Annotated in this window: 20 protein-coding genes; all 20 read left to right on the top strand. The window is 29.6% G+C overall.

The window, feature by feature from the left end; genetic code table 11:
- Nucleotides 1-15 precede the first annotated feature (15 nt).
- Nucleotides 16-2,124, top strand: coding sequence for a DNA helicase RecQ (gene recQ, locus ACH5BH_RS09965; RefSeq protein ID WP_423298238.1), 2,109 nt, complete (start codon nt 16-18; stop codon nt 2,122-2,124).
- The gene (locus ACH5BH_RS09970) at nt 2,121-2,984 is read left to right on the top strand and encodes a thymidylate synthase (RefSeq protein WP_404306648.1); all 864 of its coding nucleotides are present in this window, start codon (nt 2,121-2,123) and stop codon (nt 2,982-2,984) included. Before recQ ends, ACH5BH_RS09970 begins: the two co-directional genes overlap by 4 nt.
- A gap of 14 nt (nt 2,985-2,998) precedes the next feature.
- The gene (locus ACH5BH_RS09975; RefSeq protein WP_423298239.1) at nt 2,999-3,505 is read left to right on the top strand and encodes a dihydrofolate reductase; all 507 of its coding nucleotides are present in this window, start codon (nt 2,999-3,001) and stop codon (nt 3,503-3,505) included.
- 96 nt (nt 3,506-3,601) lie between these two features.
- Nucleotides 3,602-4,528: a D-2-hydroxyacid dehydrogenase gene (locus tag ACH5BH_RS09980; protein ID WP_423298240.1), complete on the top strand. Its 927-nt coding sequence runs from the start codon at nt 3,602-3,604 to the stop codon at nt 4,526-4,528.
- Nucleotides 4,525-5,313 carry a class I SAM-dependent methyltransferase gene (locus ACH5BH_RS09985; protein WP_423298241.1) on the top strand — a complete coding sequence of 263 codons (789 nt, stop codon included), beginning with the start codon at nt 4,525-4,527 and terminating at the stop codon, nt 5,311-5,313. Before ACH5BH_RS09980 ends, ACH5BH_RS09985 begins: the two co-directional genes overlap by 4 nt.
- 205 nt (nt 5,314-5,518) lie before the next feature.
- Nucleotides 5,519-7,300 (top strand): sensor histidine kinase, encoded by a 1,782-nt coding sequence (locus tag ACH5BH_RS09990; RefSeq protein WP_423298269.1) that lies wholly within the window; start codon nt 5,519-5,521, stop codon nt 7,298-7,300.
- A gap of 17 nt (nt 7,301-7,317) precedes the next feature.
- Nucleotides 7,318-7,977 carry a response regulator transcription factor gene (locus ACH5BH_RS09995; protein ID WP_423298242.1) on the top strand — a complete coding sequence of 220 codons (660 nt, stop codon included), beginning with the start codon at nt 7,318-7,320 and terminating at the stop codon, nt 7,975-7,977.
- A gap of 70 nt (nt 7,978-8,047) precedes the next feature.
- Complete coding sequence (locus ACH5BH_RS10000; protein ID WP_423298243.1) at nt 8,048-9,223, top strand: linear amide C-N hydrolase; 1,176 nt, start codon at nt 8,048-8,050, stop codon at nt 9,221-9,223.
- 13 nt (nt 9,224-9,236) lie between these two features.
- Nucleotides 9,237-10,151: a phytanoyl-CoA dioxygenase family protein gene (locus ACH5BH_RS10005; protein ID WP_404306634.1), complete on the top strand. Its 915-nt coding sequence runs from the start codon at nt 9,237-9,239 to the stop codon at nt 10,149-10,151.
- A 45-nt stretch (nt 10,152-10,196) separates the two neighbouring features.
- On the top strand, nt 10,197-10,814 hold the full coding sequence (locus ACH5BH_RS10010) for a phytanoyl-CoA dioxygenase family protein (protein ID WP_423298244.1): 618 nt from the start codon (nt 10,197-10,199) through the stop codon (nt 10,812-10,814).
- Nucleotides 10,815-10,918: 104 nt separating this feature from the next.
- Complete coding sequence (locus ACH5BH_RS10015) at nt 10,919-11,629, top strand: aspartyl/asparaginyl beta-hydroxylase domain-containing protein (RefSeq protein ID WP_423298245.1); 711 nt, start codon at nt 10,919-10,921, stop codon at nt 11,627-11,629.
- A 39-nt stretch (nt 11,630-11,668) separates the two neighbouring features.
- Nucleotides 11,669-12,172: a hypothetical protein gene (locus tag ACH5BH_RS10020; protein ID WP_423298246.1), complete on the top strand. Its 504-nt coding sequence runs from the start codon at nt 11,669-11,671 to the stop codon at nt 12,170-12,172.
- Nucleotides 12,169-12,690, top strand: coding sequence for a GNAT family N-acetyltransferase (locus tag ACH5BH_RS10025; protein WP_423298247.1), 522 nt, complete (start codon nt 12,169-12,171; stop codon nt 12,688-12,690). Before ACH5BH_RS10020 ends, ACH5BH_RS10025 begins: the two co-directional genes overlap by 4 nt.
- 70 nt (nt 12,691-12,760) lie before the next feature.
- Nucleotides 12,761-13,072, top strand: a complete 312-nt coding sequence (locus ACH5BH_RS10030) for an H-type lectin domain-containing protein (RefSeq protein WP_423298248.1) — start codon at nt 12,761-12,763, stop codon at nt 13,070-13,072.
- Between the two features lie 3 nt (nt 13,073-13,075).
- On the top strand, nt 13,076-13,618 hold the full coding sequence (locus ACH5BH_RS10035; RefSeq protein ID WP_423298249.1) for a phage tail protein: 543 nt from the start codon (nt 13,076-13,078) through the stop codon (nt 13,616-13,618).
- A gap of 12 nt (nt 13,619-13,630) precedes the next feature.
- Nucleotides 13,631-14,176, top strand: coding sequence for a phage tail protein (locus tag ACH5BH_RS10040; protein ID WP_423298250.1), 546 nt, complete (start codon nt 13,631-13,633; stop codon nt 14,174-14,176).
- Between the two features lie 12 nt (nt 14,177-14,188).
- Complete coding sequence (locus ACH5BH_RS10045; protein WP_423298251.1) at nt 14,189-14,704, top strand: phage tail protein; 516 nt, start codon at nt 14,189-14,191, stop codon at nt 14,702-14,704.
- 24 nt (nt 14,705-14,728) lie between these two features.
- A complete protein-coding gene (locus tag ACH5BH_RS10050) occupies nt 14,729-16,219 on the top strand; it encodes a tetratricopeptide repeat protein (RefSeq protein ID WP_423298270.1) in 1,491 nt (496 codons plus the stop codon).
- Nucleotide 16,220: 1 nt separating this feature from the next.
- Complete coding sequence (locus ACH5BH_RS10055) at nt 16,221-17,294, top strand: S8 family peptidase (RefSeq protein ID WP_423298252.1); 1,074 nt, start codon at nt 16,221-16,223, stop codon at nt 17,292-17,294.
- A gap of 13 nt (nt 17,295-17,307) precedes the next feature.
- Complete coding sequence (locus tag ACH5BH_RS10060) at nt 17,308-25,443, top strand: immunoglobulin-like domain-containing protein (RefSeq protein WP_423298253.1); 8,136 nt, start codon at nt 17,308-17,310, stop codon at nt 25,441-25,443.
- Nucleotides 25,444-25,450: the final 7 nt, after the last annotated feature.

The following is a 25,450-nucleotide window of genomic DNA, read 5'->3' on the forward strand; positions in this document are numbered from 1 at the left end:
TGATAGTATTCTATCATGAATAAAAAACAAGAAATACTAAAAGATATATTCGGACATGAGAAGTTTAGGTCTTTTCAAGAAGATGTTGTTGATACTATTATAGGTGGGCAAGATGTTTTAACTATCCTTCCCACAGGTGGTGGAAAATCACTTTGTTATCAACTTCCAACTTTACTTATGTCTGGTGTTACAGTTGTAATCTCTCCACTTATTGCACTTATGCAAGACCAAGTTAAAGCACTAAATGATTTAAATATAAGTGCTGAGATGATTAGTTCACTTCAAAGTAGTGATGAAAACAGTTTTACTCTTCAAAAGCTTTTGCAAGGGGAGCTAAAGTTTTTATATGTAGCTCCTGAGAGATTTACTTCAAATGAGTTTGTAGGGGTTCTTCAAAGAATAAATATAAACTATTTCGTAATAGATGAGGCTCACTGTGTTTCTGCTTGGGGACATGAGTTTAGAGCTGAATATAGAAATCTTGATAGATTAAAACAGTTTTTTCCAAATACTTCTATATGTGCATTTACAGCAACTGCTACAAAAAAAGTAGAAGCTGATATAGCAAATAGTTTAAGACTAAATAATCCAAAACACTTTAGAGCAAAAACAAAAAGAGATAATCTTGATATAAAAGTTGAACCAAGAGTTTCAAATGGAAAAAGACAAATACTGAACTTTCTAAAAACTCATAGGGGAATGTGTGGAATAATCTATACTTTTACTAGAAAAGAGGCTGAAAGTATTGCTAAATTTTTATGTGATGAAAACTATAAAGCAGCAGCTTATCATGCAGGACTTAGTGTAGATGTAAAAAATAGAGTTTTTGAAGATTTTGTATATGAAAGGGTTGATATAGTTGTTGCTACTATTGCTTTTGGTATGGGAATTGATAAATCAAACATCAGATTTGTAGTTCATACTTCTATTCCAAAAACTTTAGAAAATTACTATCAAGAAATAGGGCGAGCAGGAAGAGATGGCGAGATGTCTTATGTGTATTTACTTTATTCAAAAGCTGATGAGGTAAAAAGAAAAATACAAATAGAAGAAGCAATTGATGATGGCTATAAATCTACATCTTTAGAAAAGCTTGAGTTTATGTATAGATATTGTGTTTCAAATAATTGTAGACATAAAATCATAGCTTCATATTTTGAAGATGAGATACCTAAGTGTGAAACTTTATGTGATAACTGTACAAAAGGCGAGGTTGAGCAAGTAGATGTAAGTGTAGATGCTCAAAAACTTCTTTCAGCTATTTTTAGATGTGAACAAAGATTTGGTATCAATCATATAGTTGATGTTTTAAGAGGTTCGAAAAATCAAAAGCTTTTAGAATTTGGTCATGATAAGTTAAGTGTTTATAATATAGGCGCTCAAAAAAGTAAAAATGAATGGATAGCAATTTGTGATAAGCTTATAGACATACAAGCTTTAGATTTGGGCGAATTTAGAGCTTTAAAAATCACTGATTTAGGAATGAACATACTAAAAGGAAAAGAGAAACTTTTCATAGATAGTGATAAACTTGGACTTTTAGTAAAACAAGAAGAGGAAGAATTAGAGTTAAGCTTTGATGATAAGGTTTTTGAAGAGTTTAAAACTCTGCGAAGAGAAATAGCAAATGAAAATGAAGTTCCTGCTTATGTGATTTTTGGAGATAAAACCCTAAAAGAGTTAAGTCAAAAACTTCCTATTACAAAAGAAGAGTTTCTTGAAATAAATGGAGTTGGAAAAGTAAGGTTTGAAAAGTATGGAAATGCTTTTTTACAAGCTTGTCAGAAAATAAAAGAAGAAAACAAAGAAGAGCTTGAAAATAAAGTTCCTTCAAAGAAATTAACAAAGACTTATTTGGAAACTTTAGAGTTAATTGAAAATGAAAAAACACTAGAAGAAATAGCACAAATTCGAGATTTAGGGATTAGTTCGATATTAAGCCATATATCACTATTATACGAACATAAAAAGCTTTCGCAAAATAAAAAACAAGAGTTATTAGAGCCTATTAAAATTCCAAGTGAAATAACACAATGGATAGAGCAAGGCTTAGAGTATGAAAGTTTAAAAGAACTAAGACAATACTTATATTTGTATGAGTATTTTAAGAAGGAAAATAATTGAAACAATATTTAGATTTATTACAACATATTTTAGACAATGGAGTAACTAAAGAGGATAGAACAGGTACGGGAACTACTTCTGTATTTGGTTATCAAATGAGATTTGATTTAAGTGAGGGTTTTCCACTTGTAACTACTAAAAAAACATTTTTAAAAGCAATTATTTCTGAGCTTTTATGGTTTATAGAAGGAAGTACAGATGAGAGAAGGCTTGCTGAAATTCACTATGGGGATAAAGCTTCTAATCTAATAGGTAAAAAAACAGTATGGACAGCAAATGCTGATGCACAAGGTAAAGATTTAGGATATGTAAATACTGATACTATTAAAGAATTAGGCCCTGTATATGGAGCTCAATGGAGATCATGGAAAGCAGCTGATGGAAAAGCTGTTGATCAGTTAAGTGAACTTATAAATCAAATCAAAACAAACCCTGATTCAAGAAGAATGATTTTATCAGCTTGGAATGTAGGTGAGTTAGAAAAGATGGCTTTACCACCATGTCATACTTTTTTCCAGTTTTATGTAGCAGAGGGAAAATTATCTTGTCAACTTTACCAAAGAAGTGCAGATGTATTTTTAGGAGTACCTTTTAATATTGCTTCTTATGCTTTACTTACTATGATGATTGCACAAGTTTGTGATTTAGAAGTAGGGGATTTTGTACATACTTTTGGGGATGCTCATATATACTCTAATCACTATGAACAAGTAAATTTACAGTTAAGTAGAGAACCTTATGAAAAGCCTATTATGAAAATCAATCCAGCTGTAAAAAATATAGAAGATTTTAAAATGGAAGACTTTGAGTTAGTTGGATATAAATCTCATGAATCAATAAAAGCTGCTATGGCAGTATAATCAAAGGCAAGTAAATGAAAATATCAATGATTGTAGCTTATGGTAAAAACTGGGAAATTGGTCTTGATAATCAAATGTTATGGCATATAAGTGAAGACTTTAAAAATTTTAAAGCTATCACATCAGGTCATCATATATTAATGGGAAGAAAAACTTTTGAAAGTATCGGAAGACCACTACCAAATAGAACTTCACTTGTTTTATCAAGGGGAGATTTTTCCTATGAAGGTGTAGAGACTTTTAGTAATGCACAAGAAGCTTTTGATTTTGCAAGAGCAAATGGGGAAGAGGAACTATTTGTAATTGGTGGAGCAAATATTTATGAAACTTTATTTGACTATGTTGATAAGATGTATTTATCAGAGGTTGATTATGAAGGAAAAGCAGATGCTTATCTTAAAGAAATAGACTTTTCAACTTGGGATTTACAAGAACAAAGAGAGTATGAAGCTATAAAAGATGAAGAAGGAAATATAACTTCTCCTGCTTGGAACTTCAAGGTATGGGTAAAAAAAGACTAATCTAAAGCTTGGCATTATGTCAAGCTTTTTTTATATAAATTTACTTGACTAGATAGTCAAAAGAAGATAAGATTAAAAAAATAGCAAAGGAAAAAAATGAAAATAGCAATATTAGATAGAGCAACACTTGGAAATGATGTAGATGTATCTATTTTTGAACAGTTTGGTGAACTAATAGTTTATGATATGACAAGTGAAGAACAAACACAAGATAGAGTAAAAGATGTTGATATTGTTCTTACTAATAAAGTAGTTATAAATAGCTCACAGATGGATAACTCATCTATGAAACTTATTTGTATAACTGCAACTGGTATGAATAATGTAGACTTACAATATGCAAAACAAAAAAATATAGCTGTTAAAAATGTAGCAGGATATTCAAGCTCTTCTGTTGCACAAGTTACTTTTTCTATGATTTTTCATTTTGTTACAAAACTTGATTATTATAAGTCTTATGTTGATAATGGCAACTGGCAAAAGTCACCAATCTTTACTCATATAGATAAACCTTTTTATGAACTTGATAATAAAAGAGTAGGTGTTATAGGTCTTGGGGATATTGGAAGAAACTTTGCTAAAAAAGCAAAGGCCTTTGATTGTGAAGTGGTATATTATTCTACTTCTGGAAAAAACTCAAATAGTGAGTATAAAAGAGTTGAGTTAGATGAGCTTTTAAGTACAAGTGATATTATCTCTATTCATTGTCCTTTAAATGAAAACACGCAAGATTTATTAAATTATGAAAATATGTCAAAGATGAAAGATAAAGCTATTTTATTAAACCTTGGAAGAGGTGGTATCATAAATGAAGAAGATTTAGCAAAAATCTTAGATGAAAAAGAGATTTATGCTGGAATAGATGTAGTTTCAAAAGAGCCAATACTTGAAGATAATCCACTTTTAAAAGTAGAAAATAAACAAAGATTATTACTTACTCCTCATATTGGTTGGGCAAGTATTGAAGCTAGAACAAGACTTCTTGAAATGGTGGCTGATAATATAAGGGAGTTTTTAAAATGAACTATGAAGATATAAATTTTAATGAGCTTTATATAAAACAAAAAGAGCTTACATCTTTTAAAGCTAAAGGAAAAGAAGCGTGGGATGAAAAGGCACCTTCTATGAACAAAAAAGTACATAAGTCTATCTATAATGAACAGTTTTTAGAAAAACTTGATTTAGATGGAATAAATAGCTTACTTGATGTAGGATGTGGAGTTGGAAATCTATCTTTAAGGCTTGCATCAAAACTTGATGAGGTTTATTGTTTGGATTATTCATCAAAAATGCTTGAAATTTTAAATCAAAATGCAAAAGAACAAAATATATCAAATATAAAAACTATAAATAAATCTTGGTATGACTCTTGGGATGATGTACCAAATACAGATTTAGTAATAGCCTCAAGATCAATGGAAGTAAAAGACATGAAAGAGGCTTTAAAAAAACTAAATAATAAAGCAAATAAAAAAGTAATAATTTCATATAAAAAAGGTGGCTCATTTGTATCAGATGAAATACTAGATGTAATGCAGCGAAAAATAATCAAAAAACCAGATTATATTTATGTGTTAAATATTTTATACCAAATGGGGATAAATGCTTCTGTTAACTTCATACAAAGTGAAGGAAGAAACACTATATACACATCAAAAGAAAAGTTTATACAATCAGTTTCATGGAGTATAGATGGACTAAGTGAAGATGAAATAAAAAGACTTGAAAACTATTATGATACTTTAGATTTAGAAAAGAAACAAAAAGAAGAGTTTGTACAGTGGGCTTTGATTTCTTGGGAGAAGTAAAAAAACTGACTAAATAATAAATTATTTATGCTTTTTATAGTGATAATATAATTATTGTAGTATTATATTAAAACTTTTATATTAAGGATAAATAATTTATAAATTAGTATTAATTTTTATTTTACATATTTCTTTATTTGCACAAGGTTTTGTTGAAGTCCATGATAATAAAATTGAAATAAAAGATTTTAAAGTTGACTATTTTATTGATAATTCTAAAAAAATAAAATTTCCAGAAATAAAATCTCAAATTTTTAAACAAGGATTAAATAAAGACTCTTTAGGAGTTGATGTTACAAATACTTGGATAAGAATAAAGGTTAAAAATACTTCAAAGAATAAAAGAATTTTATTTTTACATCAATCAACAGCATATTTAAATACAAAGATTAGATACTTTGAGTTAGATAGTAATGACAATCTTTTAAGAAAAACTTCCTTATCACTTATTGATAATAAATCAAAAGATGAAATGGATGGGGCTAATAGTATTTATAAGTTTACTTTAGAATCAAATGAATTAAAAACAATATATATAAATCAAGAGACTTTAGCATATCATTTTTATAATTTTACAATCTTTAGTGAAAAAGAGTCTAGACAATATCTAATTTCTGAAAAAATCGATGCAGTATTATTTGTAGGCTTGTTGTTATCTTTAGGAGTCTATAATTTATTTATATATCTCTCTTCCAGATATAAAGAGTATTTGTACTACTCTTTGTATTTGTTTTCTGCAACTATTTGGATTTTTTATATTTATGGAGCATTGGCTCACTATTTTAATATCTATGGGAATATTTCATATAAGTTTAACTTTGGATTGATTTTTATACCTGTATTTCTTGCATTGTTTGTGCAAACTATTTTTAATACAAAAGAAAAATATCCTATAGAAAATAAATTTCTAAATAGCATTATTGTTGTTTTATCTATCAACTTTATATATGCTTTATTTGATTTTACTAATGCCTTAGCTTTTATCGCATTAACTTTAAATTATGCACTTTTAGTTTTTATGGGAATTAGTATTAGCATTTATAAAAAGGGTAATAAAATCATCAAAATCTTTTTATATGCACATACTTTTTATCTGATTTTTAATAGCTATTCTTTACTTTTTTATATGGGATTAGTAGAGTACTCTTATTTTGCTTCACATGGAATAGGTATAGGTATTATTATTGAAGCTTTAATGCTTTCATATTTAGTATCATATAAATTTAAAATAATTGAAGCTCAAAAAGAAGAAGAAAGACTATCAAAAGTTGAAGCTGAAAAAGAACAAGCTAAATCAGAAGTTTTACTATTACAAAAATCAAAAATGGCAGATATGGGGGAAATGATAGGAAATATTGCCCATCAATGGAGACAGCCTCTTGCAATAATTGGAATTTCAGTAGGTATTCTAAAAGAAAAAAAACTACTTAATCGTTTAAGCAATAAAGAGTTTGACGAAGAATTATCCCATATAGAATTGAACCTATCTCACATGTCGCAAACAATCGAGGATTTTTTAAGTTACTTTTCTCCAAGTAAGAAAAAAGAAGAGTTTTTTATTGAAGAGAGTGTAAATAAAGCTTTAAAGATTATAGATAATTCAATCAAAAAAGAAGCTATAGCTGTTTTATTAGATTATGAAAATAGACATAGTGTTTATGGCTTTAAAGAAGAGTATATCCAAGTTTTAATAGCCATTCTTTCAAATGCTGTTTATGCCCTAAAAAATCAAAAAAGTTCTAAAGAAATTGTGATAAAAACATACACTAAAAACAATAAAGCAATTTTAGAAATAATTGATAACGCAGGAGGAATACCCATAGATATAATAACAAAGATTTTTGATCCATATTTTACAACAAAAAATCAATCAATAGGTACAGGCTTAGGTTTGTATATATCAAAAATAATAATCGAAAAAAGTATGCAAGGAACTTTAAGTGCATCCAATACAAAAAATGGAGCAAAATTTACTATAAGTATATAATTTCACATAGGATAAATATGAATAAGATAACAGTTTTAGTAGTTGAAGATGAAGTAGAGTTATTAGATAGGTTAGTTAAATACATATCAATTTTTTGTGATGATGTATATCAAGCACAAGATGGAAATGAAGCACTAAATGTATATGAAAAAGTCAAACCAGATATTATTATCTCAGATATAAATATGCCAAATCTTTCAGGCTTAGAGTTCATAGAAAAAATAAGACAAACAGATAAAACAACTCAGATAATAATCTTATCAGCATATACTAATACAGAAGATTTTTTAAGAGCAATTCCTTTAGGATTAGTTAGTTATTTAGTTAAGCCTATAAAAATGGATGAGTTAAAAGAGACTATTTTAACAGCAATTTCAAAACTTATGAACAAAAATCATGTTCTTTTAAACAATGGATACTCATGGAATAAAGAGAATAAATCCTTGCTTTACAAGGATGAAGTAGTATCTCTTACTTCTTATGAAATAGCCTTTGTAGACTGCTTGGTATCAAAGGTCAATCAAAGAGTTTCTTATGAAGAAATACATAATCATATCTATGATTATAATGACTACTCACAAGATGCAATTTTTACACTAGTAAAAAGACTAAGAAAGAAAACCCAAAAAGATTTTGTTAAGTCGTGTTTTAAGTTTGGGTATAAGGTTGAAGTATAAATATAAATTTTGACAGAGTTTGACAGAAGTAAAATATATAATCTTTTAATAGTTTAACTAAAGGGAAAAAATGAAAAAAATAATTGCTAACTTAAGTTTATCTGCGTTTTTATTTACAACGGTTTTATCTACTAGTTCACAAGCTTGTACAAGAGTTATGTGTACTGAGGGTGATAGAGTTATTACTTCTAGGAGTATGGATTGGAAAAGAAATATTCCTACTTCTTTATGGGTATTTCCAAGAGGTATGAGTAAGGAAGGAGGAGTTGGTAAAAACTTTTTAAACTGGACTTCAAAATATGGAAGTGTTGTAGCTGTAGGATACAATGCAGTTACAGCTGATGGAATGAATGAAAAAGGTTTAGTAGCAAATTTACTTTGGTTAAGTGAAGCAAAATATGGAAAATCAAATAAGCCAAGCCTTTCTATTGGTGCATTTGCTCAATATGTTTTAGATAGTTATGCAACTGTAGAAGAAGCGGTAAAAGGTTTGAAAGAGACTAGTTTTCAAATAAAATCAGCGTCATTACCAGGAAATGAAATAACACTTCCAAAAGGTACTCCTATTCCTACAGGTAAAGGAAATATTGTAAAGTTACCAAAGGCTTTAACTATTCATCTTCCAACAACAATGCACCTAGCAATATCAGATGCAAAGGGTGATTCAGCGATTGTTGAGTTTATAAAAGGTGAGATGGTGATAAATCACTCTAAAAAATACAAAGTTCTTACAAATTCACCAACTTTTGAAAAACAATTAGCAATAGATTCTTATTGGAAAGAAGTTGGAGGGAATGCTATGCTTCCAGGAACTCACAGACCAGCTGATCGTTTTGTAAGAGCTGATTTTTATACAAATCATCCAGTAGTAGGAAAACAATCAAAACTATATACAACAGATGAAAAAATGGCAGTGGCAAAAGCCTTTAGTATTATAAGGGAAGCTAGTGTACCTTTAGGTGTTAGTATTCCTTTGGTTTCTCTTCCAAATGGAATAAATAAACCTTTTAGAATTCTTCCTGCTTCTTCAACTATTTGGAGAAGTGTTTCTGATCAAAAAGCTTTAAAGTATTATTTTGATGGTGCTATTTCACCTTCTACATTTTGGGTTGATATAAATAAACTAAACTTAAACAAAGGTGCAGATGTTAAAAAACTTGATTTATCAGACTATCCAAATTATGGAGGGGAAGTTTCTGATAAGTTTGTAAAATCTAAACCTTTTGAATTTTTAACATCAAAATAAAAAAAGGCTAAAAATGTCAACATTTAAGATTTCTCAAGAACAAAAAGATGAGTATTTTGGTAGAGGGTACACAGGTATAAAAAATGCCATATCTTCTGATTTATTAAGTCGTTTACAGCAGATGGCGAAAAAGTTTGAAGATAATATTATGGCATCCCATAAAAACAATATTCAAACGCATGGTGCGTGTATTGTAAATGATCCTGTAGGTGATAGACTTATGAGATATGATGATATTTTTTCAATTGATTGGGATACAACACTTGATCTTTTGGCTTCACCTCCTATGATGGCAATATTTAGAGATATTTGTGGAAGAGGTTCTGTACCTCTTCAAGTTGATATTCTTTATAAACATCAACATCCTCATCCTGTAGTTATTTGGCATCAAGGTGCACAACACTCAAGAGTTCATCCTTATTTAAATGTAGGAGTTTTTTTAGATGATTCTAAAGAAGGAGATGGATGTTTAAAATATGTTCCTAATACTCAACATGAAAAACAAGATATTCAAAATTTATCACAAGAACATGGCTGGGAAATACCAGGTGTTATTGAATACCCAGCAAATGCAGGAGATATAAATATTCAAGATATGATGATTTTACATGGTTCTGAACCAAAAAGAACCCCTGGAGTAAGACGAACTATTTACATAGAAATTCGTCCTTATGAAGGAATTATTGAAAATAATGAACAGTCTAAAAAATGGGCTGATTTAAGAAAAAGATTTATGGGCTTAGTTCTTCGACGTGCCAATCCTGATGACTGGCCAGAAGAATGGAAAGCTGATTATCCAAGTGATCTTAAAAGTGATAAAGAAGAGATTGAGAATATCATGAACTTAAGAGAACCTCCTACACCTGCTTATTATGCTACATTTCCAGTAAGTCATGAAAATTATCCAGTACCTAAAGATCTTCGTTGACTAAATACAATAAAGTAAATGAATATAGTAATAAGGAGCGTAAAGGTGAACATAGAAGAAAAATCAAAATTTTTTAATGAAAATCTATATATAAAAATAGATAATCTAATCTCTTCAAGTACCTGTGAAGAATTGATAAAAAAGTATGAACAATTTTCATTTGATAATCCTATAGAAGTAACAAGTGAGAAGATTATTGAAGAGTGTTCAAGTATGATTTTCACTAAAGAAATGCATAAAGTTTTATCAAAATATTTTGAGAGTGAATATAAAGTATTTTGGTCTTCTTTTGATGTTGTAGAGTCAAATGCACTTGAAAGTAACTATAGTACTCTTTGGCATCTTGATGGTGGAATATCTAAAACCTTAAAACTTTTTATTTATCTAAATCCTGTATCAGTTCATGGTGGAAATACTTTGATGATAGATAAAGATAGAACAATATTACTAAGACAAGCAGGTTTTTTACCAATAGAAAATGAAAAAAGAAAATTTGATTTATCTTCTAGTTTAAAAAAATTAGACCTTGATACTAGTATTATATCTTATAGTTATGAAGTAGGAGATGCTCTGCTATTTAGTCCACTTTTATTGGCACATAAATGTTTGCCACCAAAAAATAATCAAAAAAGATATACTATTTGCTTTACTATAACAAAATAGTGATACCTTAAATAGTATTATTAGAAAATAATATTTGTACTTTTGACAGAAAATGACAGAACTTTATTGTAAAGTATGATAATAATTTTTTGTAGGGATAAATAATGAGCTTGAAACAAGACTTTTTAAAATTACCTTTTGAGTTTTCAATAGATAAATTAGTAAAAGATTTATGTCTTGTTGGTTTAGATGAATGGACAGCACATCCAAATAAACAAGCTTATAATGGAATCTGGGAAATAACTTCTTTAAGCTCTCCTAGTGGAGATGTAAAAGACATAGTAGCTATAGAAAATCAAGATTATATACCTACAAAACTTTTAGAAAGAACTTCATATATACAAACAGTTTTAAATACTTTTAAAACAAAAATTGAAGCAGTACGATTTATGAAACTTGGTGCTAACTCAATAATAAAAGAGCATTGTGATAAAGGTTCATGTTTTGAACAAGGTTATGCACGACTACATATTCCTATTAAATCAAATGACAATGTTGAGTTTTTATTGTCAGGTAAAAACGCAAAAATGAATTTAGGCTCTTGTTATTATATCAATGCAAACAATCCTCATAGTGTTATAAATAACGGGGATAAAGATAGAGTTCATCTTCTCATAGATTGTCATGTCAATACTTGGTTGGAAGAAGTGTTTATAAAAGCAGGATTTGAAAAGAGTGTTTATAAGTACAAAGACAAAAGTATCACAGATGATAATGTAGATGATGTTATTGCTTCTTTTAAGGCTATGGGTACAGATATAGCTTTAAAAATGGCAAAAGAACTTGAAGAAAAAAAGAATGAATCGATAAATTAAAAAATAGTTTTATCTCACTTGAGAATATAAAGGTTTGTTATGAAAGCAAATAGTTTAGTTTTTGAAAATCAACTTACTCAAAAGATAGTAGATTTTATACAAAGTATTGGTATTGAAGTGAGAAAAGAAACTATAAGTGAAAAAACTTTTTTACCAGGTATTCTGATAAATAAAGGTGCAATGATAATAGATGAAGAAAGACTTTTATATGAAGGTGATCTTTTACATGAAGCAGGACATATAGCTACTTTAACTCCTGAAAAAAGAGTAGAGGTTTACAATGATGTAAGTAAAAATCCAGGTGATGAAATGGCGACTTTAGCTTGGTCTTATGCTGCTGGTAAATTTTTAGATATAGACCCTAGGATTATTTTTCATGATAAAGGTTATAAAGGTGAGTCTAAATGGTTAGCAGAACATTTTAGTACAGGTGGAGATATAGGAGTTTCTCTTTTGGATTGGATGGAACTTACAATCTCAAAAAATATGGCAAAAGAAGAAGATGAAATCTTCCCTATTATGAAAAAATGGATAAGAGAATGAAAATAAATGAACTTTTTTCAAATTTTGGAAATAATATATTTTTTAAAAAGGAATCTTTAAAAGATAAAGAGTTTTTATTATCTTTGTATAGTAGTACACGAGAAAATGAACTATTAATTAGTAGTATGAACCAAATAGAAAAAAAGAATTTTATACAAGAACAGTTCCAGTTAAGACAAGTTGATTATAAAAAAAGGTTTCATAATGCTCATTTTCTTCTGATTTGCAGGAAGAAAAAAAATATAGGAAGAGTAGTTTTTGATGTAAGTAACAACATACATCTCATAGATATTGCATTTGTTAAAAAATCAAGGTCTTGTGGTTTTGGTACAAAAATAATAAATAAACTAATATCTTATGCTAAGAATCAAAAACAAACTTTTAGATTAAGTGTTTGTATGGATAATCCTAAGGCTTTAAAATTGTATGAGAGACTAGGTCTTAAGATAGTGGGCACTAAAGGATATTATTATTCTATGGAGATTAGTTTTCAGGAGGTGGAAAATAAAAGTCTATAAGGTTTTCAAGGTTTTGAGATTTTGTTAATGGATTCTATCCATTTAAATATAATAGCTAAGGAGTATTAAGATGAATATAAATACAAATATTGGAAGTAGTAAAACAGCTTATAAGGATGTTGAGATTAAATTTCCTCAACCCTTTGGTGAAATACCAGAAGAATTAGATCAGACAATTGTTGTTGTTGCAACTATTGTACTTGATAGTAAATTTGATTTATCAAATACTGCAGATAGATATAGTGTAGATGTTGCAAATATTACTAAAGATGGTTTTATAGCGAGAGTTACTAGATTAGATGGTGATAGTTGGGATATGGATTTATCTTTAAATTATATGGCAAATAGATGTACTATTTTTGCATCTAATAAAGAAGGATAAATAATGCCTCAAGTTGTAGAAGATGCCTATATAGGCGAGATTAGGATGTTTGCGGGAAGTTTTGCTCCCCTTGGTTGGGCTTTTTGTAATGGACAAATACTTGCTATTAGCCAGAATGAAGCTCTTTTTTCTTTAATAGGTAACTCTTATGGTGGTGATGGAAGAACAAGTTTTGCTTTACCTGATCTAAGAGGAAGAGTCCCTGTGCATCAAGGAGAAGGATCAGGATTAAGTATATATCCTATCGGTGCAAAGGCAGGGATGGAAAGTGTTACTTTAAGGTTAAGTGAGATGCCTGTTCATAATCATCCAATGCAAGGAAGTACTAATACTGGAAATTCAGGTTCCCCAATAGGACACCTTGTTGCAGAACCTTCAGAGGGTAATAATATATATTCATCATTATTAAATCCTAGTAATTTAAAAGCTATGGATGCTCGTGGAATAGAGTCTAATGGTGGAAATAGAGCTCATAATAATATGCAACCTTTTCAAGTAGTATCGTTTATTATAGCAATGTATGGGATATATCCCTCAAGAAATTAAAAGGAGTTTAATATGGCAGAACCAATTTTAGGAGAGATAAAAATAGTACCTTATAGCTTTGCACCTAGAGGATTTACTAATTGTGAAGGGCAAGTATTACCTATATCTGAAAATACTGCATTATTTAGTTTAGTAGGAACAACTTATGGTGGAGATGGAAGAACAAACTTTGCTGTACCAAATTTTAAAGGAAAAACACCTATGCATTGGGGAACAGGACCTGGGCTTACACCTAGATTTCTTGGAGAGTTTGGAGGATATGACCTTGTTACTCTTGCACCTGCTCATTTACCTGAACATACCCATGAAATTCATTTTGCTTTTGATTCAAGTGATGAAACTAACCCTATCGATAAATATTTAGGGTTTGCAAATGCTGTGGCTGGTAATATACCGGTAAATATATATAGTACAACAGCTACTGAGAATAATATAGAACCAATGAGTAGTGCTGCTTTAGCTTTAAGAGGAGGAGGTCAGAGTCATGAAAACAGACAACCTTTTCAAGTACTTAGGTATGTGATTGCTCTAATAGGGATCTATCCCTCAAGAAATTAAAAGGAGAATAAAATGGCAGAACCATTATTAGGAGAGGTTAAAATGTTTGCATTTAATTGGGCTCCAAAAGATTATGCTAAATGTGATGGACAAACATTAGGTATTGATATTAATACTCAAACATTATATAGTTTATTAGGAACAAATTTTGGTGGTAATGGAAGATCGACATTTGCCCTTCCTGATCTAAGAGGAAGAGTAACTATAGGTTATTCACCTTCTTATGGATATTATATAGGAACAAGAGGAGGAGTTGAGGAGGTTACTTTAAATACCAATACATTACCAACTCATAGTCACGCATTATATGGAAATAAAGAAGAAGGTACTATAAGTGTGCCTTTGGGAAATGATATACTTAGTTTTACTAGTGCAACTAATATTTATGGGGATGAAGCTAGTCTAGTTAATATGAACAGTGGAACTTGTTCTAGTGTAGGTGGTGGACAACCCCATTATAACTTAATGCCTTTTAGTGTAATAAACTATTGTATTGCTTTAAAAGGTCTTTATCCATCAAGAAACTAAAGATAGGAGTAGAGTTTGCAAGAAATGTATCAAAATGCTGTTGAGTTATATAAAAAAGGAAATTATTCCCAATCAATTAATATATTCTTAGATTTGATAAAACAAAATAAAGATGATCATACCATTTTAAATCTTATTGGTATGGGATATTATGCCCTTAGTGACTTCTCAAAAGCTGAGGATTATTTATTACAAGCTTATGATTTTGAACAAAGTATTATAGAGTATCCTAGTAATCTAGGAATACTCTATTTTGCTATGAGAGATTATGACAAAGCTTATGAGTATTTGAATTTAGCACTACAAATAAAAGAAGAGCATATGGGGTCTTTACTTACATTGATAGATGTTCAGATTTATCAGGGGAAATTGGATGATGCTCAAGCTACTACATTAAAAGCTTTATCTTATGATGAGAATAATGTAATAGTAAATAAAAAAGCAGCATATTTAAATATAGTCTTAGGTAATAAGAGTCAAGCTATAGGCCACTACAATAAAATATTAGAATCTTTTCCAGATGAGGTAGATTCTATTTTAAAGTTAGCAGAACTATACGGTGAAATGGGCATATATAATGAAGCTTTAAAATATTTTAAGAGGCTTTTTGAGGTGGAACCATCTTATAAAAATAATCTATTTTTAAAAGGTACTATCCATCAAATATATAATAAGCTTTTTCCAATTAATAGGTTTGAGTTTTACAATAATAAAAGTGTGATAAAAAATCTAAAAGAATTACTAAAGTCTATAAATCTAAAAGATAAAAAAGTTGTAGAATTAGGTGGTGTTGAAGGGCTACTTTCAATGATCTGTGCAAAAGAGGGTGCAAAGGTAAAAATGATCCATGGGGAGAAGTTTTTTGTAGAAAAGGCAAAACTTATTGCAAAAGATAATAACTTAAGTGATAATATATCTTTTATTGAAAAAAGTTTTTCTTATATGAAAGAAAATGAAATGCAAAAAGATATAGATTTAATTATCACTGATTTATATGGGACATTTATACCTCAGTATGAGTATCTTTTGAATTTATATAATTTCAAAAATAAATTTTTATCAGAAAAAGGAAAAATATTTCCTGAGAGGTTAAGATTTGAAGCTTGTTTGATTGAAAGTGAAAAATTATATGACAATGGCACTATTAATCATATTGAAGGTATTGATATGAGTATATTAAACCATTATCGTCCTATGTATAAACATGATAATATATTTACTGATGATACTACAATACTTACAGATATAATAGAATTACATGATTTTGATTTATCGTCCGTACCTGAACGAACTATTCAAGGAAAGATAGAAATAAAAATCAAAAAAAGTGCTACTGTACATGGCATTGCTTTTTGGCTTTCAAATGAGTTTAATAATCAGATATTTGAAAATACCACAGGTAAACAATTTATTTATCTATTTGATGAGTCTATTAAAGTACAAGAAAATGAAAATATTGATTTAGGATTTATTTGTTCACGTGTTGCTATGTTTTATTTAGAGAAAAAAAATTAATATGAAAATATTTTTAGTTTATTTTTTATTTATTCCTTTTTTATTTGCTAAAGAGTTTTGTATCATAAACTTTAATAAAAAGGTTTGTGATGACTTTAAAATTTCAAATGGACTTATAATTAAGTCAAAGCTTTTAAAAAATGAGTTGAAAAATAAACTAAAGTTAAATGAGCTAAAACAAATAGCTTTTCTAAAAAATTCAAATGTTTATCTTGTAGATACACCTAGTCCTTTAGAAGATTATGAGAGATTTAAGCACTATGATTTTATAGAGTATATTATTCCAGATATTATACAAAGTAAAAAAAGAGCAGGTTTTGATATAAAAAAATATCAAAAAGATTTGAACCTTCGGAATTATTGGGCTAAGAATAAGGGGGAAGGAATAAATATAGCTATCATTGATGATGGCTTTGATTTAAGCAGTGAAGAGTTTAGTGATACAAATGTAATATTCTCTTATGATGTGGATAATAAAACTTTGGATGCCTCCCCAAAATTAAAGTATGATACTCATGGTACAAAAGTAGCAGGAATAATTTTTGCTAAGCATAATGGCAATAATGTAGAGGGAATAGCTCCAAAAGCTAATTTTATAGCAATAAGACAAACTACAAATAAAATCTCAGATATAATTTTAGCTTTTAGTGTTGCTCAAAAAGCAGGTGCAAAGATTATCAATTGTTCTTGGAATTCACCTTTTTTAGTTGAAATTGTTAGGGATGTTATAAAAGATATTATTACTAAAGATGTAGCTATAGTTTTTGCTGCAGGAAATGATTCTTTAGAACTTAAATCTTTAAGTATAGAAGCTTCTATTCCAGAAGTTGTTACAGTAGGTGCAAGACAAAAATTTAGTAATTATGGAAAATATGTAGATTTTATTCTTGATTCAAGCGTGATGAGTATAGATAAAAATAAAAATTTAGTTATGTTTGGAGGTACATCCGCTAGTGCACCAATAATAAGCGGACTAATTGCTTTAAACTTAGCATTTGAACCAGAAAAGTCTATAGATAAAGTAATAAGTGAATTAAAAAAAAATTTAAAAATAAATCAAAGTAAATTAGATTAATAAAGGAGAAAATATGAAGAATAATAATTTGATAAAAATGATATTTTTATTATTCTTACTAGTAGGAGTTGTTCAAGGAAAAGGTTTCAGTTTATCAACTTTAGATTCTGGAGGGAAAAAACAAGAAAGCCAAAATAATGAAGAGGTTTTAAATTTTTTAAGACAAAATAATCTAATACACCTAGAGGTGAATAATCTTTCTAGTGAGATAAACATAAGGAAAGATTTTGCGGCTTCTTGTAAATTGAATGCTACTACTTGTTATTCATCAGCGCCTTTTAATGATCAGACTACATGTGAAAATCAAGTTGGTCCTTCTGGGTGGTTTCCTGATACAAATGATTGTACTTCTGCAGCTGATACAACAGCTCCAACTCTTTCAAGTGTATCTAGTGCAAATGTAGCAGAAACAACGGCAGACATAAAAGCTACATCAAATGAAGCTGGTACTATGTATTATGTTATAGCTACTAGTTCTTCTAGTCCAACTTATTCTCAGGTTGCTAATAATACGGTAACAAATAGCGTGAAGAGTGGAAATAGTCCTGTTAGTGATTCAAGTGCTAAGACTTTTTTTGTAACAGGGCTAACAGCTGGAACGCAATACTACTATTATGTTGTTGCAAAAGATACCTCAAATAATGAAAGTAGCATTTCTAGTGGTAATTTTACAACATCTGTTACAACTCCATCTCTAACAAGCACTTCATACAACGCAAGTGCTGGTACTTTAGTAGTAACAGGTACAAATTTTGAAGCAAAATCAGGTGCTTCAAATGACGTAACAGCAAATAAGTTTACATTTACAGGTGAGGGTGGTAGTACTTATACTCTTACAGATACACCTGATGTAGAGATTACTTCTGCTACAGAATTTACTTTAGTTTTAAGTGCTACTGATAAAGCAGCTGTTAATCAAATACTAAATAAAAATGGTACATCATCAACATCAGGTACTACTTATAATATATCAGCAGCAGATGATTATATGGCAAATGTGACAAGTGATGATACTTCTTCTGCTACAAATGCCTTGACAGTTAGTAGTATACCAACTCCCACAATTACGTCAGCAACTTATGATGCAACTACAGGAAGTTTAATCCTAACAGGTACAAATTTTGTAAAAAAATCAGGTGCTACAAATGATATAGATGTTACAAAACTTACTTTATTGGGACAAGACAACAATAGCTATACATTGACAAGTTCAAGTGTTGAGATTACAAATAGTACAAGTGCTACTATTTCATTAAATGCAACAGATAAACTAAATGTAAATGGTATTTTAAATAAAAATGGAACAACAGCTGTAAGTGGAACTACATATAATCTATCAGGAGCAGAAGATTGGATGGCAGGATATACAGGGACAGATGCTGATACCTCAAACAATTCAGTTACTGTAAGCAATGTATCAACTCCTACTATTACATCAGCAACTTATGATGCAACAACAGGTGTATTAAGCGTAACAGGGACAAATCTTGTAAAAAAATCAGGAGCTACAAATGATATTGCAGTTTCATCTTTAACTCTTACAGGTGAGGGATCAACTACAAGAACTTTAACAACTTTAGATGTAGAAATCACATCAGCAACAAATTTTTCTATTACTTTAAATTCATCAGATAAATCAGCTGTAAATCTTATCTTAAATAACAATGGTACTTCATCTACAGATGGTACTACGTACAACTTATCAGCTAGTGATGACTGGAATACTGTTATAGGAAATACTAATATTTCAGATCTTTCAAATGGCATAACTGTAAGCAATGTATCAAATCCAACTATAACATCTTCAACTTATTATGCAAAAACGGGAACTTTATTAGTTAAGGGTACAAATTTTGTAAGCAATGCAGGAGCTACAAATGATATTGATATTACAAAATTAACAATCCTGGGAGAGGGCTCTAATACTTATACTTTAACTAGTTCAAATGTAGAAGTGACAAATGATACATCATTTAGTGTTATTTTAAATGAAACAGATCACTTAAATATAAATGGGATTTTAAATAAAGACGGTACAAGTTCAGGAGATGGTATAACTTACAATTTATCAGTAGCTGATGATTGGATGCAAGGTTCATTAGCTTCAAATGATATATCTGATACAACAGGAAATGGTATAATTGTAAATGATGTATCAGCTCCAAAAATTATATCAGCTACTTATGATGTAAGTAGTGGTGTTTTAGATGTAACAGGTATAAATTTTGTAAAAAAATCAGGCGCTTTAAATGATGTTGATATTTCAAAACTTACTTTAACAGGAGAGGGGTCTGCTACAGAAACCTTAACTACAACAAATGTTGAGATTTCTTCAACTACACGTTTTACAGTTACTTTAAATCAAACAGATAAAACAGCTGTTAATAGTATCTTAAACAGAAATGGCTTAGCTTCAAAAGATAATGTAACTTATAATTTAGCTGTTGCAGATGATTGGATGCCTGCTTTTGATTCAAGTGTAAATATTGAAGATTTAACATATAATAAAATAGCAGTTTCAAGTGCTACAAATAATGCTCCTACTATTTCTAGTACAGCAGTTACTAGTATTGATGAGGATACAGCTTATAGTTATACTTTATCTGGAAATGATATAGATGGGGATGAATTAACTTGGAAATTAAAAGATGGTACTAGTTTACCAAGTTGGCTAAGTTTATCTTATTCTCCTGGAGGAAATGTTTCTACTTTTGCAGGAAATGGGTTAGCAGGTACAAAAGATGGTACAGGAACAAAAGCTTCTTTTAACGGACCACAAGCCCTAATAATAGATAGTAACGATACTTTATATTCAACAGGTTTTGATTCTCACAAAATAAGAAAGATAACATCTTTTGGAGTTGTAACAACTTATGGAGGAACAGGTCAATCAGGTAGTTTAGATGGTTCTTTATTAAATGCTACTTTCAATCGACCTCAAGGAATAGCTGTTGATAGTAAAAATAACATCTTTATTGCTGATCAAGGAGGACATATTATAAGAAAAATCACTCCAAGTGGAGATGTAACTACTTTTGTTGGAAAAGGAGTTATTGGAGATTCAGATGGTACTGGTACAACAATTGCTTTTAATAATCCTTCATCTATAGCTATAGATAGTAATGACAATTTATTTGTTGCGGATACTAAGAATCATAAAATAAGAAAAATCACTCCAGATGGAAGATCATCTACTTTTGCTGGACTAGGAGTAATTGGTTCTTCTGATGATATTGGAATAGCATCAACTTTTAACACACCTTATGGAATTGATATTGATTCAAATGACAATTTATATGTAGCTGATACAAATAATCATAAAATACGAAAAATTACCCCATCAGGAAATGTGACAACACTTGCTGGAAGTGGTTCAGCAGGTTTTGCTGATGGTACAGGTTCTTTGGCAACATTTAGATATCCTGACAAGTTAGTAGTTGATAGTGACAATAATATTTATGTTGGAGATTATAATAATCATAGTATACGAAAAATTACTCCAGCAGGTGTTGTGACAACTATAGCAGGAAATGGTTCTGCTGGTTTGACTGATGCTTTTGGTAAATTAGCACAATTTAATGGACCTACAGATATAGCAATAGATAGTAAAAACAATATATATATAGCAGATCAAAAGAACCATAAAATTAGAAAAATCAAACCAAAAATAACATTAGTTGGGACACCAACAAATAGTGATGTAGGATCTCATAATATAAGTTTTGTTTTAACTGATGGAACAAATGAAATAGAACATAATTTTACAATAACAGTTAACCCTGTAAATGATGCACCAACTAATATATCTTTATCAGGTTCTAGTGTAGCACATAGTTCAGGAGCAAATGCTGTAGTAGGGACATTGAGTTCAGTTGATATTGATGATAATAGTTTTACTTATGCTTTAGTTTCTAAAGGAACATCAGCTAATGGTTCTTGTTCTTCTGATACAGCAAATTCTAGTTTTGAAATAAGTTCAAATTCTCTAAAAGCTAAAAATCCTACACTATTGAGTGAAGGAAATCATAATATATGTATTCAAACAAATGATGGGGATATTACTTTTGAAAAAATGTTTACAGTTGCAGTTGATGATGATGTCTCTCCTACAGCAAACCTAAGTTCATTGGCTGATAATATAGGAAGTATAATAGGAAGCTTACTTTCTGGTAGTACTACAGATGACTCATCTCTTGTTTTAAGTGGAACAAATGAAGCAGGATCTACTGTAAAAGTTTACAATGGAAGTTCTTTAATTGGTAATGCTACTGTTACAGGTACAACTTGGACTTACACAGCAACAATTGCAGATGGCACTACATATCAGTTTAATATCAAAGAAACAGATACAGCTGGTAATGAAAGTACAAATTCAACAACTACTACAATTACAGGAGATATGACAGCTCCAACAGTTCAAATCGCTATTGATAAAACAGCATTAAAAGCAAATGAAACAGCAACTGTGACATTTACTTTAAGTGAAGCTAGTTCAAATTTTGTTGAAGCTGATATTAGTGTAAGTGGGGGTACTTTATCTAACTTTACAAATACAAGTTCAAAAGTTTATACTGCAAAATATACTCCAAATTTAAATAGTACAAGCTCAGGAGCAATTACAGTAAATGCTTCTAAATTTACTGATAGTGCAGGAAATAATAATACAGCTGCATTACAAAAAACAGTTACAGTTGATACTATTATTCCAACACTTTCTGTTTCAAGTTCAAAAAATACAGCGATAAATGGCGAAGTAATAGACTTAACATTTACACTATCAGAAGAGAGTAGTGATTTTACAGTTGATGATATAAGTGTAGTTGGTGGTAGTTTAAGTGAGTTTACTCAAAGTACATCAAATGCAAAAGCATATACAGCAAAATTTACTATAGATAATACAACAACTACACAAGCAACAGTTGATGTAAACCAAGATGTATTAACAGATAGTGCAGGAAATACAAATAGTGCAGCAGCTCAAAAAGTTATCACTATTTTCCCAAGTGTAGTAAAACTAACACCTCCAAAAGATAGTACGCAAGCAGCATTAAATTCTGATTTAAAAATAGAGTTTAGTGAAGAAGTAGTAAAAGGAACAACAGGTTCAATAAATATATATAAAACTTCAGATGATGGCTTAGTTGAAACTATAGATATTAATGATAGTAAAATCACTATAGAAAATCCTAATTCAACAAATGGATTAACAAATACAACAGTAACAATAGCTAAAGCAACACAACTTGATTTAGTTACAGGATATTATGTAACTATCTCAAATACAGCCTTTAAAGATGTAAATGGTAACTTATTTGAAGGAATTTCAAATAAAACAACATGGGCATTTACAACTATAGATAACCAAGCACCAACTATTTCAAACAATAGCTCAAATGCAACAGCAACTATAAGTGTAGATGAAAATCAAACAGCAGTTGTTGATGTAGATGCAACTGATCCAGATTCAGGTCAAACTTTAACTTACTCTATTAGTGGAACTGATGCAAGCTTCTTTGATATTGACTCAACTACAGGTGTTATTACTTTTAAAACAGCACCAGATTATGAAACAAAATCTTCATATAGTGTTACAGTAAAAGCTTCAGATGATTCAACAGTAAGTCTAAGTGATACACAAGCACTTACAGTTAATATAAATGATGTAAATGAAGCACCAACTTCATCAAATAATAGCTTTACAATAAATGAAGATACAACAAAAACATTTGCTTCAACAGACTTTGCATTTAGTGATGTAGATAATGCAAATACTTTAAACTCTATAAAGATAGTGACTTTACCAAGTAAAGGAAGCTTACAATTAAACTCAAGTGATGTAGTAGTAAATCAAAGTATTTTAAAAGCTGATATTTCAAAGCTAACATACACACCAGTAGCAAATGAAAATGGAAGCTTTTACTCTTCATTTACATTTAAAGTAAATGATGGAAACTTAGACTCTACAAGTGCATATACAATGACTGTAAATGTAACAGCAGTTGATGATGCACCTGAAATAACAACAACTTTAGATAATCAAACACAAGTAGAAGATGGTGAAGGATTAGTTATTTCTTTAGCTACTTCTGATATAGATTCAGATGCAAGTACTGCAACATACACTGTAACTTCGTCAGATGAAAATATAGCAAAGGCATATATAAGAGATGGAAAACTAATAGTAGTACCTCAAAAAAATGCAACAGGAACTGTAACTATTACTTTAACATCAAAAGTTGCTGGAAAAAGTACAACAAAAACATTTACTTATTCACTTACAGGTGTAAATGATGCACCAATTATTTCAAGTATTGGAGATATTTCACATAAAAGTAAACCAACTATAATAGATGAGACGATTACTTTTGACATTTGGGATGATGTGGAAATTACAAGTTTAACAGCAGCTAGTTCAAATGAAAATTTATTAAGTAATTTTACTATTCCTACTGCACCTTATGGTAATCAGTCAACATTTAACTATAAAATAGATGCAAATAATGCAGGAATTACGACTGTAACTATTACTGCAAAAGATGTTGAAGGTTTAGAATATAAAGAATCATTTAAAATAACAGTAGAACAAGAAGATACAGCACTTTGTGTAGAAAATGTAAAAACTGCACTTACATTTGATACTATAAAATTAAATAATAGTTTCCAAAATGCTATAGATTCTAATCTAAATCTAATTACAAATATGAATTCTATTTGTTCTGCAATTATTTCTTGGGAAAGTACAGATAGTACTGTTATAGATGCAAGTGGTGCAGTTACAAAAGGAAGTGATGATAAAACTATTATGCTTACAGCAAATATCTCAAAAGATGAATTTAGTAGTAAAAAAGAGTTTTTATTAACGGTTATTTCAAGTAGTGTTTCAAATACAGTGGCTTTAGATAAACTTACATTTGAAACTATAAAAGAAGAAAATAGTTATAGATCAGCTATTGCTTCTAAATTAAATCTTCCTACTAGTATTCTAGGTGAAGATATTATCTGGACAAGTAGTGATGATAGTGTTATATCTCCATACTCTGGATATGTAACTAGAAATACAACAGAGGATAAAGAAGTTACACTAACAGCAACAATAGGAAATGAAACTAAAATATTTGCCCTTACGGTTTTAAAAGAAGAAGCAAGTGATGCTAATTCAGTTAATAAAGATAAAGAGTTATTAACTCTTAGTTCAATACTTGGAGATAATACAGATAAAAACTCTATTATTTATAACTTATTTAAGCCTCTTCCAAGTAGTGGAGCAAATGGTTCAACTATTTCATGGTCTTCTTCAAATGAATCATACCTTACAAATGAAGGGGATGTATTAAGAGATGCAAATGCTAATAAAACAGTAGTATTAACAGCAACTATCACAAAAGGAAATGAAACAGTTACAAAAGAATTTACTTTCCAAGTAATGCAAAATAAAATAGAGACTGAAACTTCAAATGAATTTAAAAATGCAGGGGAAACAACTGATGGAACACAAGTAACTACAACTTCAAGTGGAGTAGATACTCAAACAAAATCAAGTTTTGATTCTAGTATTTTAAATACAGTTGAAAGTATAGTATCTCAAGGAAGTATTAAAAGTATTGTTGAAGTTGCACAAAAAATTGTAAATGTATATCTAAATACAGATGGTACAACTAAATCAACACTTCAAACAAGTACAGGTTTAGCCTCTCTTGAAAATAAAAATGTAGGTTCAACTACAAATGTAGAAGATGATGGAGATATTGTATCTTCAAATAGTGATGATACTATTAGATTAAAGTTAAATAATGATGGTTCAGTTACTCATGAAGTAGTAAACAATACAGTAAGTAAAACATCAACAGCAACATCATCAGTAGAAGGATCAAGTGTAAAATCTGATAAAGATGGAAATGTAGAAACAACATCAGAAGTTAAAAAAGATGGATTTATATATAAAGCAGTTGTCACAACAAATAAAGAAGGACAAACAATGACTAAGTTTGTTAGAGTAGATTTATCATCAGGTGAACAAAATAATATAGATAATACAGTATCACCAAACACTCCATTCCAAGCAGGAAATGAAGTAGAAATAAGTGAGATTGATGGAAGTTTATATATAAAAACAACAACACCATTAGATGGTAGTTTAGAGATTGAGTAAGGAATAA

It is taken from the genome of Arcobacter rhizosphaerae (assembly GCF_049472155.1).
GTDB lineage: Bacteria > Campylobacterota > Campylobacteria > Campylobacterales > Arcobacteraceae > Arcobacter_B.

What these genes read in the sequence shown, in the direction of transcription:
- ACH5BH_RS10015 (WP_423298245.1), top strand. Translation starts at nt 10,919, where the DNA reads ATGAGCTTGAAACAAGACTTTTTAAAATTACCTTTTGAGTTTTCAATA.
- ACH5BH_RS09980 (WP_423298240.1), top strand. Translation starts at nt 3,602, where the DNA reads ATGAAAATAGCAATATTAGATAGAGCAACACTTGGAAATGATGTAGAT.
- ACH5BH_RS10035 (WP_423298249.1), top strand. Translation starts at nt 13,076, where the DNA reads ATGCCTCAAGTTGTAGAAGATGCCTATATAGGCGAGATTAGGATGTTT.
- ACH5BH_RS09995 (WP_423298242.1), top strand. Translation starts at nt 7,318, where the DNA reads ATGAATAAGATAACAGTTTTAGTAGTTGAAGATGAAGTAGAGTTATTA.
- recQ (WP_423298238.1), top strand. Translation starts at nt 16, where the DNA reads ATGAATAAAAAACAAGAAATACTAAAAGATATATTCGGACATGAGAAG.
- ACH5BH_RS10025 (WP_423298247.1), top strand. Translation starts at nt 12,169, where the DNA reads ATGAAAATAAATGAACTTTTTTCAAATTTTGGAAATAATATATTTTTT.
- ACH5BH_RS10060 (WP_423298253.1), top strand. Translation starts at nt 17,308, where the DNA reads ATGAAGAATAATAATTTGATAAAAATGATATTTTTATTATTCTTACTA.
- ACH5BH_RS10020 (WP_423298246.1), top strand. Translation starts at nt 11,669, where the DNA reads ATGAAAGCAAATAGTTTAGTTTTTGAAAATCAACTTACTCAAAAGATA.
- ACH5BH_RS10050 (WP_423298270.1), top strand. Translation starts at nt 14,729, where the DNA reads ATGTATCAAAATGCTGTTGAGTTATATAAAAAAGGAAATTATTCCCAA.
- ACH5BH_RS10045 (WP_423298251.1), top strand. Translation starts at nt 14,189, where the DNA reads ATGGCAGAACCATTATTAGGAGAGGTTAAAATGTTTGCATTTAATTGG.
- ACH5BH_RS09985 (WP_423298241.1), top strand. Translation starts at nt 4,525, where the DNA reads ATGAACTATGAAGATATAAATTTTAATGAGCTTTATATAAAACAAAAA.
- ACH5BH_RS10000 (WP_423298243.1), top strand. Translation starts at nt 8,048, where the DNA reads ATGAAAAAAATAATTGCTAACTTAAGTTTATCTGCGTTTTTATTTACA.
- ACH5BH_RS10030 (WP_423298248.1), top strand. Translation starts at nt 12,761, where the DNA reads ATGAATATAAATACAAATATTGGAAGTAGTAAAACAGCTTATAAGGAT.
- ACH5BH_RS10005 (WP_404306634.1), top strand. Translation starts at nt 9,237, where the DNA reads ATGTCAACATTTAAGATTTCTCAAGAACAAAAAGATGAGTATTTTGGT.
- ACH5BH_RS10040 (WP_423298250.1), top strand. Translation starts at nt 13,631, where the DNA reads ATGGCAGAACCAATTTTAGGAGAGATAAAAATAGTACCTTATAGCTTT.
- ACH5BH_RS09975 (WP_423298239.1), top strand. Translation starts at nt 2,999, where the DNA reads ATGAAAATATCAATGATTGTAGCTTATGGTAAAAACTGGGAAATTGGT.
- ACH5BH_RS10055 (WP_423298252.1), top strand. Translation starts at nt 16,221, where the DNA reads ATGAAAATATTTTTAGTTTATTTTTTATTTATTCCTTTTTTATTTGCT.